Annotated in this window: 11 protein-coding genes; 7 read left to right on the top strand and 4 right to left on the bottom strand. The window is 61.3% G+C overall.

Going from position 1 to position 14,315, the window contains the following annotated elements; translation table 11 throughout:
- The first annotated feature begins 5 nt into the window (after nt 1-5).
- Genes ACEQXE_RS06165 through ACEQXE_RS06155 form a run of 3 tightly spaced genes read left to right on the top strand, consistent with a single transcriptional unit; the run spans nt 6 to nt 3,510 of the window.
- Entirely contained in the window at nt 6-1,112 is a 1,107-nt protein-coding gene (locus ACEQXE_RS06165; RefSeq protein WP_370178066.1) for a YaiO family outer membrane beta-barrel protein, read from the top strand.
- Nucleotides 1,109-2,086 (top strand): HEAT repeat domain-containing protein, encoded by a 978-nt coding sequence (locus tag ACEQXE_RS06160; protein ID WP_370178065.1) that lies wholly within the window; start codon nt 1,109-1,111, stop codon nt 2,084-2,086. The genes ACEQXE_RS06165 and ACEQXE_RS06160 overlap by 4 nt, the downstream gene beginning before the upstream one ends.
- Nucleotides 2,083-3,510: a glycosyltransferase family 2 protein gene (locus ACEQXE_RS06155; RefSeq protein ID WP_370178064.1), complete on the top strand. Its 1,428-nt coding sequence runs from the start codon at nt 2,083-2,085 to the stop codon at nt 3,508-3,510. Before ACEQXE_RS06160 ends, ACEQXE_RS06155 begins: the two co-directional genes overlap by 4 nt.
- 539 nt (nt 3,511-4,049) lie before the next feature.
- Here ACEQXE_RS06155 and ACEQXE_RS06150 read toward each other — a convergent pair.
- Entirely contained in the window at nt 4,050-6,767 is a 2,718-nt protein-coding gene (locus ACEQXE_RS06150) for a hypothetical protein (RefSeq protein WP_370178063.1), read from the bottom strand.
- A gap of 605 nt (nt 6,768-7,372) precedes the next feature.
- Nucleotides 7,373-8,311, bottom strand: coding sequence for a hypothetical protein (locus ACEQXE_RS06145; protein ID WP_370178062.1), 939 nt, complete (start codon nt 8,309-8,311; stop codon nt 7,373-7,375).
- Nucleotides 8,312-8,681: 370 nt separating this feature from the next.
- On the opposite strand from ACEQXE_RS06145, the gene ACEQXE_RS06140 reads away from it, so the two are divergent.
- Entirely contained in the window at nt 8,682-8,999 is a 318-nt protein-coding gene (locus ACEQXE_RS06140; RefSeq protein WP_370178061.1) for a helix-turn-helix domain-containing protein, read from the top strand.
- Nucleotides 9,000-9,016: 17 nt separating this feature from the next.
- On the opposite strand, the gene ACEQXE_RS06135 is transcribed toward ACEQXE_RS06140, so the two are convergent.
- A complete protein-coding gene (locus ACEQXE_RS06135) occupies nt 9,017-10,165 on the bottom strand; it encodes a tyrosine-type recombinase/integrase (protein WP_370178060.1) in 1,149 nt (382 codons plus the stop codon).
- Nucleotides 10,166-10,411: 246 nt separating this feature from the next.
- On the opposite strand from ACEQXE_RS06135, the gene ACEQXE_RS06130 reads away from it, so the two are divergent.
- Entirely contained in the window at nt 10,412-11,119 is a 708-nt protein-coding gene (locus ACEQXE_RS06130) for a TetR/AcrR family transcriptional regulator (protein ID WP_370178059.1), read from the top strand.
- A gap of 27 nt (nt 11,120-11,146) precedes the next feature.
- On the opposite strand, the gene ACEQXE_RS06125 is transcribed toward ACEQXE_RS06130, so the two are convergent.
- Complete coding sequence (locus tag ACEQXE_RS06125) at nt 11,147-11,665, bottom strand: DUF2141 domain-containing protein (RefSeq protein ID WP_370178058.1); 519 nt, start codon at nt 11,663-11,665, stop codon at nt 11,147-11,149.
- 227 nt (nt 11,666-11,892) lie between these two features.
- Between ACEQXE_RS06125 and rpe the strand changes: the two genes are divergently transcribed.
- Entirely contained in the window at nt 11,893-12,558 is a 666-nt protein-coding gene (gene rpe, locus ACEQXE_RS06120; protein WP_370178057.1) for a ribulose-phosphate 3-epimerase, read from the top strand.
- The coding region (locus ACEQXE_RS06115) for a heparinase II/III family protein (RefSeq protein ID WP_370178056.1) at nt 12,558-14,315 on the top strand (1,758 nt) is incomplete at its 3' end. The genes rpe and ACEQXE_RS06115, both read left to right, overlap by 1 nt.

Here is a 14,315-nt window from a genome sequence, read left to right as displayed (position 1 = left end):
TTGCGATGGCCATCGCTTTGGTCGGCGCACCTGCTAGCGCGCAACAGACTCCGGCGGCGCGCGCAGGACAGCTCGATCTGGTCGCCGAGGCGCAGGCTGAAAACGACTTCGAGCGCGCGCGGCAAATATTGCTGCCGATGATCGCTGCCTCTCCCCAAGATCCTGACCTGCTGCGTCGGCTTGCCGTGATCGAAGCGGGGGCGGGCCGGTTGGATCTCGCGCTGGAGCGGATCGATGAAGCCGCACAATTGGCACCGAAAGATCTGGATATCGCGCTCGCCCGGGGTTTCATCCTTTATTGGCGCGGAGACGTCGCAGAGGCCCAGCGTGCCGCAATCGCGATCACTGCGCGCGATCCCGATTTTCCCGAGCTCGACCAGTTGGAAGCAGCTCTTGCGCGCCAGAATAGGCCCGACGGCATCCGCACCAGATCGATCTTCCTCGTTGCAGGCTTTAGCGACATCACCACCGCGAACGGGTTCAGCCAGACGTGGAACAGCCAGGCCATAGGCGCAGCATTCGATTTATCCCGCGACAATACGCTCACGCTCGATGTCATACGTGAGGAACGCAGCGCTATCGACACCCGTCTCGGCGCACGCGTCGACCACCGCCTAGCTGGCGGTTCCGTCTATGTCTCGGCGACGGCCGTTCCCGCCCCGGATTTCCAAGAGAAATGGAGCGTCGGCGCCGGGGGGGAGTTGAAAGCATCGCAATCCGTGGTCGCGCTGATCGACCTGCGGCTCGCCGATTACCAGACCGGGACGATCGCGGCGGTCCAACCCGGCCTGCGAGTCGCACTATGCGAGGATTTCGCTGTCACTGGTCGGGCCATCAATATCTTCGACGGTGCCGAAGGCTATCGCCTCGGCGGGTCGGTGCGGCTCGACTACGGGCGCGAGCGGGAAACTGCGCTCTTTCTGATAGCTGCCAGCTATCCCGATGCAGAGGCCGATGGCGTTCGCCAGCTGCGCAGCCTGGCTGCCGGCCTCCGCCTCCCCGTAGCCGAAAGAATTGGGCTCACCGTAGCCGGGAGCCACGAGGATCGCGATAACAGCTATCGCCGTTATGCGGGCACAGTGGCCCTGACTTACCGGTTTCCTGCAAAATGACCGTGTATCAGGACGTCATCTGGGGGACCGCGATCTGTGCCAGCGCGGTCATTGTCGTTTTCCTCGCCCTCGTTTTTCGCCGCTTCCTCGCAGAGCGACGGAGGGCGCGACGTGACGTGCGCGACACCGCTATAACCCGCAGCTACCTGCAACGCGTCGCCGGGCACCGGGTAGAGAACATCGAGAGATGGCCTCGACAGGCACGCCTCGCAGCAATTTCAAGGATACTCCCGCTGCTGAGAGGCGGCGAACGCATGCGCCTGCTGCAGATCGCAGAACTCGACGGAATATTCAGCGAGACCCTTCGCACTTCACACGGACTGCGCAAGACGGATCGGATCAATGCGATTCAGGCTCTTCAACGTTTCGGGAGCGAGGTCTGTATCGGGCGGCTGCGTGAGATGATGGCCCGCGACCGGAGCCCGCGTGTCCGTCTCGAAGCTGCCTTCGCACTCGGTGCCAACGACTCCTTGCCGCCGCCGCGCGAAACATTGCGCATCTTGCAGTCGATGCACCGCTTGCCGACACGGCTCGATATTGCCCTGCTACGCTCTGCCGCACCGCACTACCCCGAGCAGATGCTGCTGCTGCTAGAGGACGATCTGCCCGCTGCATGGCGGGCGCAAATTGTCGATGCGCTGGGCTGGACCGAAAACGCGGCTGCGATCAAAGCGCTCGATGACGCGGCTGCCCATCCGGACTCCGAAATAAGGTGCGCGGCGATGCGTGCATCCGCCCGGCTTGGCCATCCTGCCGCAGAACACTCGATCGTGTTTGGCCTTTCGGACCCTGCCCCCGCGGTTCGATTGCAGGCGGTGGCGGCATGCGTTCGCCTAGGGCTGCGGAAGGCCGTGCCCGAGATTTCCCGTTTGCGAAACGACCCAGAGCTCTGGGTGCGTCTGCGCGCAGAGCAAGCGCTTGAGCAGCTTGCCCCGGTCGATGACACCCTGCCGCGTCCGAGTGCAGTCGGATGAATTGGGACGGCATCATCGACGCAGCGGCGACCGGCATCTTGTGGATCGCATTCGCGTGTTTCGCTGTCGTCGCACTCCGCAACATTGTCGCATTGGCCCAGTTGCTGGTTGCGGCCTGGGTTTTCCTCACGCGAACGCAGCCCGGCGAAGGCGCGCGTGACCTGTGGCACCGCTACGCCGACCTCACGCTGCCCATCTCGGTCATCGCCCCCGCCTACAACGAAGAATTGTCGATCGTGCAGAGCGTGAAGGCGCTGCTCGCACTGGAATACCCGGAGCACGAAGTCATCGTGGTCAACGATGGGTCGAAGGATGATACGCTCGGCGAGCTGGTCCGGGCTTTCGACATGTACGAAGCGCAGCGAACGCAGATCGCCCGGCTGCAGAAAACCGAAATTCGCGGCACCTACCGCTCGCGCCGCTTTCCGAACCTGCTGGTTGTGGACAAGGAGAACGGCCGCAAAGCCGACGCCGCCAATGCGGGGATCGGCTTCGCGCGAACCCCACTGGTTTGCGTAATCGACGCGGACTCGATCATCGAGCCCGACGGCCTGCTGCGTGCTGCCGAACCCTTCATGTACAACGACGAAAGCCTGATCGCGGTCGGCGGCGCGATCCGCATTGCCAATGGCTGCACCATCAGGGGTGGGTCACTCCAGAAAATCGGGATTGCCAAGGAGATGGTACCCCGATTCCAGGTCGTCGAATACCTGCGCGCCTTCCTGATGAACCGGGTCGCGAACGCGCACACCAACACACTAATGTTGATTTCGGGTGCCTTCGGCCTGTTTCGGCGGTCCACGCTGGTTGAGATGGGCGGATATCGGCACGATACTGTGGGTGAGGATCTCGAGCTGGTCGTGCGCATGCACCGTCATATGCGCGACAACAAACGCGAGTATCGCATCGCTTTCGTGCCCGATATCGTGTGCTGGACCGAGGCACCAGCCGCGCTGAACGGTCTCGATAACCAGCGCGCACGCTGGCAGCAGGGGGCGTTAGAAACCCTCCAGCGCCATCGCGGGATGATCGGAAATCCGCGCTACGGACGGATCGGCCTGCTTGCCATGCCGCAGATTGTACTGGAGGACATTCTCGGTCCGCCGGCCGAATTGCTCGGCTACCTGGTTCTGCCTGCCGCTGCCTTGCTGGGCCTTCTCGACCCGATGATGGCGATCGCTTTCTACTTCGTGTCGGTCGTATTCGGTTGCGCACTCAGTCTCGGAACGCTCGTGCTCGAGGAACAGCAACTCAGGCGGACGCCGACTGCGAAGGACCTACTTCGCATTGGTGTTGCAGCGGTGATCGAGAACTTCGGTTATCGCCAGATCAATCTCTGGTATCGCCTGAACGGTATCCGCCGCTTCTTTCGCGACGACACGACATGGGCAGCAGTGCCACGGGTAGGATTTACGGAAGCCTGACGACGATCTCCCGGCAAAGCTTTCCGCGCCCTTTCTATGTTTCTGGATGAAAGCTTAGTCGCTATAAGGCGAGACGCGTAGGCTCGAACCGCACATGCGCCTTTGTCGGTTTGACCTCGGCGACCGGCGCTAGATGTATAAGCTCCCGCTTCGCCCCAAAAAACCGGAAGCGCGTGGATTGCTCACCCTCAACCTTGCTTACCGCCCTCTTACCGAACGTCTGCTTTTTGGATTGACTACTGACCTATTGGATGTCCGGGATTGGGGCGCGTTGCGGACAGGCCTCTCTCCCTCAAATCTGCCTAGCCACTTTTGGGCCAGCTGCGGACTGGCAGCTATTGGTGAATGGAGTGGCTAAACAGGTCTTTCCAGCAGGCTTAGCCGGAGGACAGCTGGCGCACAAAATTAGTATTCTGGAATCTTACCAATAGAAGTGAGATTTCTTCAGGATCGGTTATTAGAATGCGCTCGAGCATCTGCACTACTTCGCATCAAATTTTGGCCTAAATTCATTTATCCACTCGAGTTCGCCCCAAAGATCATTCGCGACCGCCCCGCCGGAAGAGGCCCGACCAGGTAGCGATTGCGAGCGACACCACCGTCCAACCAAGCACGCAATAGAGCGCCCACCAGAACCTCGCGAGCGCAACCTCGCCAAAAACCTCCCAACCTCCTACTTCCCAGCCAGCTTTGGGTTTTGCCTCGGGCCCCTGACCGATCCGGCACTTGTTTTCCTCGCCTAGATCGAGGACAGGCAGCATCGCGTCCGCCGCATAGATCGCCGGATCGATGCGATTGCCGCAAGAGACAGCACGCTTGCCGCTCTCGTCGGCGATCATAAAATCATGCTCGTAAAAGTTCGTCACAATTTGAGTCCCGAGCCCCCAAACGATCATGAGTGTCACGAACGCACGTGCACCGCTCAGGCCGTGCCCGAACCACATGCCGAACTGTTCACTAAGCAACCGTCCCATCCAAGTCGGTCGCATCTGCCCTTCCGCGGCGAATGCATCGACCAACACGCGCCGAGCCGCCTCAAACAGGCCATGGTGTCGCAGGACCGTCGCGAGATGGCGGGCCGGGCGCGCCGATCCGGGATCGTGGCGGCGCGCAAGCCACTTACTGCGCCACGTGCGGATTTCGCGGGGCGCATCGCCACTGCGCCCCGACGGGCGCTCGAGGCGGTCGTAAGCGAAATTGTCCAGACCCAATTTCAGCTTGCCCGCCCCCCAACTGTCTTCTTCGTCGTCGATCCGGTCGGCAAGCAAGGGCACGCTCGTTCCGGACAAGTCTAGTCCCCCGCCGCCCTCGGCGATCAGGACTCCGGCTTCGATCTGCCGTGCGATACGCATGTTGGTGAAGGCAAGCAGGCTCTTGTCGGCAAGCGCCACGCGCTCCCAGCCAAGCATTGCCGCCTCGCCATTATCTGCCACCACCTGGCCGTTGATCCGACACGCTATCGGTTCGGCGCGGACGGCAGTCGCGAATTGCAACTTCCCACCGATCGCGACTCCGCGCAGGTCGCACACCGTGTCTTCAGGATGAAGGAGCACGCTCGAATGCACGAAGAAGTCGCCGCCGAGCTTCGCCGCGCTGGCGCGGATCGCCCCATGCACTGTGCAATTAATCAGCGTAAAACCGCTGGCGACTTGCGCGGCGTGCAGCGTGAGCGCTGCAGGCACCTCGGCCGTTCCAATCGTGACATGGGCGAGCGTGATGTTGCCACGCACCGTCGCGCCGAGAAAGTGGATCTCGCCCTCCATCAGGCTAACTTCGTCGGGAGAACCGGCAATCTGTACGCCGGTCCCAAATTCAGCGCCCTGTGCGATCAGCGCAAGCGCGGCGACATCGCGAATGCTTGTACGGCTCATCTGGAACCCGCCTTCGATCCGCCCGGCAATAATGCGCAGGTCGCCGCCCTGTAGATGGACCGCCTCAAGCCGCAGATCGGAGGGCAAACGGATGAAGCTCAGATCGAGCAGGCAATCCTCGGGATGCGCATAGTGCTCGGGAAATCCCTCGCGGTTCGTCGCCGGGCGGGCCTGCGTGATCCGAACGCCTTCGAGCGCTATCCCGTTGGCGTGGCTATTGTCGAACCTGATAGGTGCAGTGGCCGTGACGTCATACAGGACCACTTCGCCGTCGATCCGGCACTGCCGAAGGCTGATCGCCGTATTGCTGGCTTGTGCTTCCAGTCCGTGAACGATGAGCCTGCCTGCAACCCGCAGATCGTCGGCATACAGCGTGCCGGAGAATTGGGTACTGGTTGCCGGGTGTCCGATCAGGACATCAGCGCCGAGCCGTGTGCCCACCATGCTTAGGGCGTTGGCCTCAGCGCTGAAACGGGCATCGTGAATCTGCAACTGTTGCATTATCGTCGCGGCGCTAAGCCGGACTTCGCCGATCGCTTCGAATGGGCTTCCGTCGCGCTCCGACAAGCCGCTCAGATCGGCATGCCCCCGGACCTCCAACTGATCTCCGATTAGTGCGGGCTGGCCGGCGCCGTCGAACAAAGCTGCCTTGCAGTCGAGTTCGCCAATGATGGCGTTATTAAGCTGAATACGACCCTGCGCGGTAAAGCGGCCGCTGTTGCCTTGGCAAAGCCGGACACGACCGACCGCTGAGGCCCGGCTAAGATCGAGGGCGAGCGGTTCACCATTGCCACGCCCATCAATCTGGGCACCATCGAAGGAGATATCACTTCCGACCCGCACCCCCCGACCTTTGACGCTTCCCAGTGCGCGCAAATCGCGTGCGCTAAGATTGTCGCCGATAACAGTATCGGAAAAGGTGACCGCCGCATCGCGGTCGCCGCGAGCGAAATGCGAGCCGTTGAGCGCGAGGTCGCGCCCAATTCTGCTGCTGCGCAGCTCCAGCCATCCTGAGCACCGGGTCAACTCGACAACCAGATTGCCTTCGAACTGATTGCATGGGAGATCGATACAGTGCACTTGGCACTCAGCGAATACGAGTTGCCGCCAGCGCGCGTCACGCGCCCGAAAGTCACCTTCGATGACTGATCCGAGAAACTGGAGGCGCAGCAATTCTTCCGCATCGCCCATGCCGTCGAGCTGCAGATCGCCGTCAATACGAGCATTACGAAATGTAAGGGTGCGTCGTGGGGCGGTGGCCGAACGGATAGTCTCGGCCACTTGCGCTGCTGGAATCGTTGCGCCTCGCCAGTCGACTTCGCCACCTTCACCGATCCGCCTAAGGCCAGCGGCAAGACGATCGGGGGTGAGATTAGACGCTGCCATGGCCGGGTTCTCGTTTCATTGGTCCGTCCAGCGCAAGCAAAAATATGCCTGCGGTGCCGCCAAATTAGAAACGGCAGAGTTTCCTAAAGTCGGTCATCCACTCCGATGACAAACTTGTCTGCTATCTGTTGAGCGTCGGCGAAGATTCGATGACCAGCATGAGGGCGCAAAGCTGCGCTCGCCCATATTGCTACTGTGAATTCCTAATGAGTTGAATTCAGCATCGCTGGATCGACACCTTGTAGGGGGTCCAGCGGTCGCGATCGGCCAACCCGCAGACGAGCAAACGTTTCTCTGACGGACAGAATCGGTCCGTTCAATCCGACATTCCAATTCCACGATGTTTGTCCACGGACGCGGCTGCGGCGAACGACTTCGTCGTGGAGCTCGTACATGCCGGGTATATGAAGCTCGAACGAAGGGGCTCGGCTGATCGCGGTAAAGTCCTTTTCGCTTCCAAATTAAAGGCACTGAGCTCAAAGACTTCTCAGTCGCCAAAAGCTGATCTCTAAGGGGGCATGCTAGCACTCAAACTTGGAAGGAAAAAATCCCGTGGTGCGAATTTCGAGAAAAGAGCGCTGAATTTTGGCGAGAAACGCTCACTTTCAGACATTCGAAGGCACCACGGATTCACCACCGTTCACGATCTTCATCACATCAGCCCAGTTGCTGCGCAGATCGCCCATCGACAATTCGACCCTCTCAATGTGGTTCCGCCTCATGATTTTACGCCGCCAAGCGCGGTACATTGCTGCACCCTCAGATCCCACCGGAATTACAGAGTTCAAGACCGGTATTTGGGACCACGAATAGAGGAAATTGACAGCCTGTGCTGGAGTGTAGAGCGGCCGACTTCGCCCGAAGCGTGGACCTTCGTCTGCCGTCCTCGTCTCAATTTTCAGCGCTGCGGTCCATTTACCAGCATAAGTTGCCATCCGGTCTGCGTGTGAGCGGAAATCGCCCGGTCGCTTGCCGCCGAGTTTCACGCCATATGGTAGCCGAGAAGGCACCCCAATCATCCCCTCCATCTTGGTCGCAGCGTGTTTAAGCCGGAACTTTCGATTGCCTGCCGATGGGTGGAAAACAATCCCATGCAGATGAAAAGCCGTAATTGGCGTCTTTGCTCCGATGGGCAAAAGCAGATCAATGTCAGCGGATAGAAGACCCTCCAGACCGACCTGCAGAAGTGCATCCTTCGCACGGTTTATCGAAGTTTGAACATTGCGCAGCCGGTGGCCCATGGGGACTTCTCCGTCTGAAAATGCGAACGTAGCAAGATAGGGCTCTGGCGCCTGGCCCAGGAGATCATGAAAATAGAGCTGTGTCGTCGCGGCTAAGGCGGCCCCTGCGTCCCGGCGCGCCATAAGAGCCGAGGACGGAGTTCCAAGATCTATCTGCGGTCTGCGAAAAAGCTGATCATCGATAAATGCCTGTCGAGCTGGACCGAGCATGTCATAGCATCTTGATCCTTTGATGATGTTCTGCGTCGTTCGAATTGCACGATCCGCATGGATCATTGAATCTGCGAGTTTGGCGTTGGGCATGAGATGGGTCCTGCAATCGCGCGAGTGAGTGTGAACAACACGCACGCGCGCATTATGCGCGCGAGGGATCATTCAGGCTCTTTCGATCACAGCTTCAAACTCGTGATCAGGAAGAGCGGGAATCGAAAGATTCGCGCGCAATTAGTTCGTCGAAATCGAATTCTGGGCTGAAACCGGCCTCAAATGGCGAATAGCGCTGAACCGTTCCCCTCCCGGGATGAAGTGTTTTTGCTGCTTAGATCAGCATGGACTTGCCGATGTAGTTCCGCGCCCTTATTTGAGCCGTCAGAGCCCTCATCGGGGGACACCGCGAAACGCCGAACCTGGGTCCAACTAGGTTGGGAAGCACGCACTCGTCGTTGAATTTCGAGTGGATGTGCCGGTGAATCAATTTTCATTAAAAACCAAAATAAAGCAGCATGTTAGCCTGACCTATGGCGACGGCTTCGTCGCGCGCAAGGATGGACACTCTGTCGTCGATGACGCATGCGCGTCATCTCCGACCGAGGAGCCGCCTATCACGGTTGGGGTTGAGGAGGCCTGCCGCCTGCTCTCGATAGGTCGAACCAGCTTTTACCGTATCATGGATGCGGGCGAGGTGGCTTTCTTCCATCGGGGACGGCGACGTCTCATCGTTCGGCAGAGTCTGATCGAGTACGTCCGCCGCCAGACCAGCGAAAAAGGATGATTGCGCCCCTTGGCCGTTCAGATCGCCAGAAGGCTTAGGGCCTGCGTGGTTTCGTCACCTACTAGGTGGCCATAATGGCGCTCAATCATCTCTGCACTCGTGCCAGATATTTGCGCGATCGTTAGAAGCGGTAAACCCGCCCTAACTAAGTCCGTGATTGTGCTGTGCCGCAAGGTGTATGCTGTCGCCCCATGGGGCAAATTTGCACTGCGAACCGCAGCAGCGATGGGCCTCTTCCAGCTATTCTTGTCCCATGCTTGCTTGTTTTTCCGCCTGAACATGGGTTCTGAGCCGTCTTTGCCCTCCGAATGAAATTGAAATAGCGCTGACGCTTCCGTCGGAACCTTAATGCGGCGGGATCGTCCGGATTTATCCCTGCCAATCAAGAGTTCCGATGTGCGCGCATCGAAGTCGCCCACGGTCAGCGAGGCGAGAGCACCGGGACGTAAGGGTAAGAAGCACAGAGCTCGAAGGAAGGGTTCAATCTCCCCATCACAGTGCGAGATGAGAAGTCTTCTTTGCTCTCTGTCTAGGTAGAGGGTTCGTCGACCATCAGCATTCGGGATGGCCCTCAGCGCTTCCTGCCATGCAGCTTCTGTGTTGGGGCGGCCGGGTGCTAACACTTTCGTCAGCGCAGCGCGAAGCACGGCCATATCTCGGTTGACGGTGGAGGCAGCTCGCGGCCGAGTTACAGGTTCGGCATTCCTCGCTCGGCTAACCAACGCTGGCTTTTGCTCGAGACGGCTCCGCCATTCAAGGAGATGCCGCCTCCGCAATTTCTCAAGTTTGATGTGCGCAAGAGGATCATCGTATATCAAGCGGCTGAACCGTTGTTCTGCCTCTGGGCGAGACTGGGCGTAGGCACGACATGCATCCGCCACGTTCTCAATACGGGTTTTGAGAGTGCCACCAGCTTCCACAGTTTCCGCATGACGCTCTGCTTCTCTCTTCGCAGCGGCGAACATCTCTTTTTTTGTCAGCTCCCCGAGATCGCCCAACGCTCTTAATTGGTATCTCCGTGCGACCGGATCATAAGCGCGGGCAATCCATGTGCCCGGACCATCCTTCTTTGAGGGGCGGTACCCCAGAAAGCATCCGATCCTCAGGCGCTGCCAATATGGCTCACGTCGACATTTCAAACGATCGCGCACGCCAACCTTGCTCAAGTCGTGAGCCATTTCCTAACCCCGAACCATTCAGTACGTAATTTGTACGGAATACGTGGATGAAAAACCGCAGGCAAGGGCGGCATAAAGTGTCGATAATTCGATAGTTTGTGGCCCGCCCACGTTCGCGGACGTCCAAGTGCCCCGCCCTCCGAAGGCAGAGGCCACAGGTTCGAATCCTGTCGGGTGCGCCACTTCGGCACCAGCGTCTGCATTTCGTGCTGGCATTGGCCCCAGGCGGCAGGCTTGCACGCCAAGGGGCAAAGCGGCACAAGTGAACGCTATCGTTTAGATTTTGCGGAGCCGCCCACCTTGTCATCGTCATCGTCGCCGCAGCGCCAGGGCCGCCCGGTCGACCAGGCCAAGCGCAAGGCGATCATCGCTGCGGCGGCCAGAAGCTTCTTCGAACACGGCTTTTCCGCCACCTCGATCGAGCAGGTGGCGGCCGATGCCGGGGTATCAAAGGTCACGGTCTATAACCAGTTCGGCGACAAGCAGGCCCTCTTTACGGCCGCAGTCGAGGCGGAATGCGAACGCCTCCGCGGCCTTCTGACGATTGATTTCCCCAAGGGCGCCAACCTGCGCGAGCGGTTGCTGACGATCGGCGAGGCCATGTCCGAATTCATCTCGCGGCCCGAGATGGTGCAGTTCGAGAGGCGTATTGCGGCCGAAACGGAACGCGACCCGGCGGTGGGCGCCGCGTTTCTGGCTGCTGGCCCCCACCGTATGAAAGCGAACTTCACGGCCCTGCTCACCGCGATGAACGAGGCAGGCGAAGTCAGAATCGACGATTGCGAACTGGCGGCCGAACAATTCGCCTCGATGTGCAAGGGCATGGGCGATCTTAACCGCCGCTTTGGCATGCCGCGCGACGCGCAGCGCGATCGCGAACGCATCGAAGGCGCAGTCGAGGTTTTCTGTCGCGCCTACGCGGTCAACCCGGATTGCAAATAAGCGCTGTCCGGGCCGATCGCTTCGGCGTCAGTCCGGATAGTGCACGGTGATCCGCAGGTCCGTGACACCCGGGCCCGCGGCAAAACCGGCCTTGTCGACCGAGGGCGGGCGCGGAATGCCAAGGAATTTGCCGATCCGCGGGTTGTTCGACATGCCGGCGCCATCGGTCGAAAAATCGGTTTCCCGGTTGCCGTTGATGTCATGCTGGACGGCGATGGCGTAATTCCCGGCCTGCGGCACAGGAATGCAGACGGTCATCGATCCAGCGCGCGGCGAGGCATCCAGACGGGAGAGATATCGTTTCGCCTTGAGCCAGTCCGAACTCGAAGCGCGATATGTCCGTACGAAAAGGTTGCCGCTGCTCGACTTCAGCCCGTCGATCCTGACCCGCACGGCAGGGCCCGATCCGCTGCGGCACTTGCTCATGTCATTGCTTATGACCTGAGCATAGCGCTGCGCCTGCGCGCCCATCGGCGCCAGCGTCAGACCGCCGATGGCGAGGATAAGCGCGCCGCGCGCGCCGAAAGAAGCGAAATTTCGTGTCATACCTGCTCTTGTATCAGTTGCGAGCGCGCCTGCGTCGATGCGCAAAACGCCTCTCGGGTGATGGCCGTGATGGACCAAAAGCGCTGAATTGGCCATGAATTGCCCCGATGGTGCGGCAAACCGACGACTCGCGGTGGAAAACGCGTGCGCCCTTGTCTCATTCCGATTCGCTAGGCGCTACAGAGGGCAATCCACAGTTCCCTGCCCGCCTCGAAGTGCATTTGCGCATGACCAAGCCCCTGATCGCACCCTCGATCCTTTCTGCCGACTTCGCGCGATTGGGCGAAGAGGTGCGCGCGATCGATGCTGCCGGGGCGGACTGGATCCATGTCGACGTGATGGACGGGCATTTCGTGCCCAATCTCACCATCGGTCCCGCGGTGGTAAAAGCGTTGCGCCCGCATAGCGACAAGCCTTTCGACGTGCACCTGATGGTCAGCCCGGTCGACCAGTGGCTGGAGGCCTTTGCCGAGGCCGGGGCGGACCATATCACGATCCACCCCGAAGCGGGGCCGCATGCGCACCGCACGCTTCAGACGATCCGCACGCTGGGCAAGAAGGCGGGCGTGGTGCTCAATCCGGGGACTCCGGAAAGCGTGCTCGAATACCTGATCGACATGGTCGACCTGGTGCTTGTGATGAGCGTCAATCCCGGTTTCGGCGGCCAGAGCTTTATCGACAGCCAGCTGCGCAAGATCGAGGCGATCCGCAAGATGATCGATGCGACTGGGCGCGACATCTGGCTGGAGGTCGATGGCGGAGTCGACCCCAATACCGCGCCGCGCTGCATCGCTGCCGGAGCGGATGTGCTGGTCGCGGGCTCGGCCACGTTCAGGGGCGGGCCGGAGAAATACGCTGCCAATATCGCAGCGCTTAAAGGAGAGGCAGGCTGATGGTCGATTCGATTGGTCAGGACCCGGTCCGTGACGACCACGAGGCGGCGTCCGATACCGAGGAGCGGGCGGCGCGCCAATTGATCATGACGCTGGCGGACAAGCCTGAGCCGACCGCGCTCAGCGTTGTTGATGCGGCTGAGGAGAGCGTAGCCCCGGCATCCACCAAGTCAGCGCCCAAACCCAAAGAGCGCGAGCCCGAGGTCGAAGTGCTGTCCCCGGCGCGCGCGCTGGTGCCGCAGGAGATCGGGGCGCCCAGCGTGGGCCCGGGCGAACTGCTGGTGCGGATGGCCTATGCCGCCGGGATTCGCGGGCGGCTGATCACCTCGCCCCTGTCCAAACCGGCCAAGCGCCGGGTGCTGGCGACAGTCAACCCGCCGCTGGCGGGCGAACGCGCAGCGGGGATGGCCCTGCGCGCCGGGCATTTCTGTGTCCACGGGGTCAAGCTGCCGATCGCACAGCTCGAATTCGGGCCGGGAACGCGCCAGCAGGCTCCGCTGGTCGAGCGGCACATTCATTCCTACGCATGGCTGCGCGACCTCGCCGGTTCGGGTGCGCGTGCGCAGGTGGAGGCCACGGCGCTGCGGGTGCATCGCATGTGGCTCGACGCTCATCCAGTGCCCGCGAGGGGGCCGGCGTGGGAGGTCGAAACAAGCGCGCGGCGCGTTCTCGCCTGGCTTGTCCATGCACCGCTGATCCTGTCGAACAAGGCGGTGCGCGGGCGCACGCTGCTGGCTCTCGACAAGACGGCCCGCTGGCTCGACGGGCAGGTCGCCAAGGCACCCGACAAGCAGGCGGAGGTGTTTGGCTGGGGTGCGCTGGTCGCGGCCGGGCTGCTGCTGCCCGAGGGAAAGCCGCGTCGCCTGTTCGCAGAGGCGGGCATGGTGCGCGCATTGGGCGAGTTCGTGGGCGAGGATGGCGGCGTGCAGTCGCGCAGTCCGCTCGCCCAGATGGAGCTGCTCGAACTGCTGACCGAGCTGGCTGCCTGCTATCGCGCGATGAAGAAGGACCCGCCAAGTTTCATCGGCGCCGTGTCGGAGCTGATCGTACCGCCGCTGCTGGCGGTGGTTCATGGCGAGGGCGGACTTGGCAACTGGCAGGGCGCAGGCGCGGTCGCGTCCGAAAAGGTGGCCGAGTTGGTCCGCGCCAGTGGCGTGCGCACCCGGCCGCTGAAGGAGCCTCGCGGATGGGGCTATCACCGTGCGAATGCGGGCAAGACGATCCTGCAATTCGACGCCGCGCCGCCGCCGCTCGCCCGATATGCGCGGTCCGGCTGCGCCTCGACGCTGGCGTTCGAACTGTCGTCGCAGGGGCAGCGGATCATCGTCAACTGCGGCGGTGCTGCCTGGGCGGGTGGGCAGGTGCCTGCGCGGATCGAACAGGGCCTGCGCGCGACCGCGGCGCATTCCACCCTCGTGCTCGAAGATGTCAACTCCACCGCGATCCTCATCAAGGGGCAACTCGGGGCGGGTGTAGGCGAAGTCGAAGTCGACCGGCGGAGCATGGGCGGCGCACGCGGTGGGGCGACACGGATCGAAGCCTCGCACGATGGTTATGCCAGCCGCTTCGGCCTGGTGCATCGCCGCGCGCTGGTGCTGCGCGAAGATGGCAGCGAGCTGGTTGGCGAAGACGTACTGCTGCCTGCCAGCAAGCGCGGCAAACGCGGCAAGGTGGGCTATGCGATCCGTTTCCACCTCGGGCAGGGGATCTCGGCGCGTCTGTCCGAAGACCGGAAGGGCGCAGGGCTGGCACTGCCC

It is taken from the genome of Alteriqipengyuania sp. (assembly GCF_964222115.1).
GTDB lineage: Bacteria > Pseudomonadota > Alphaproteobacteria > Sphingomonadales > Sphingomonadaceae > Alteriqipengyuania.
This window is presented reverse-complemented; position numbering and strand designations above follow the sequence as displayed.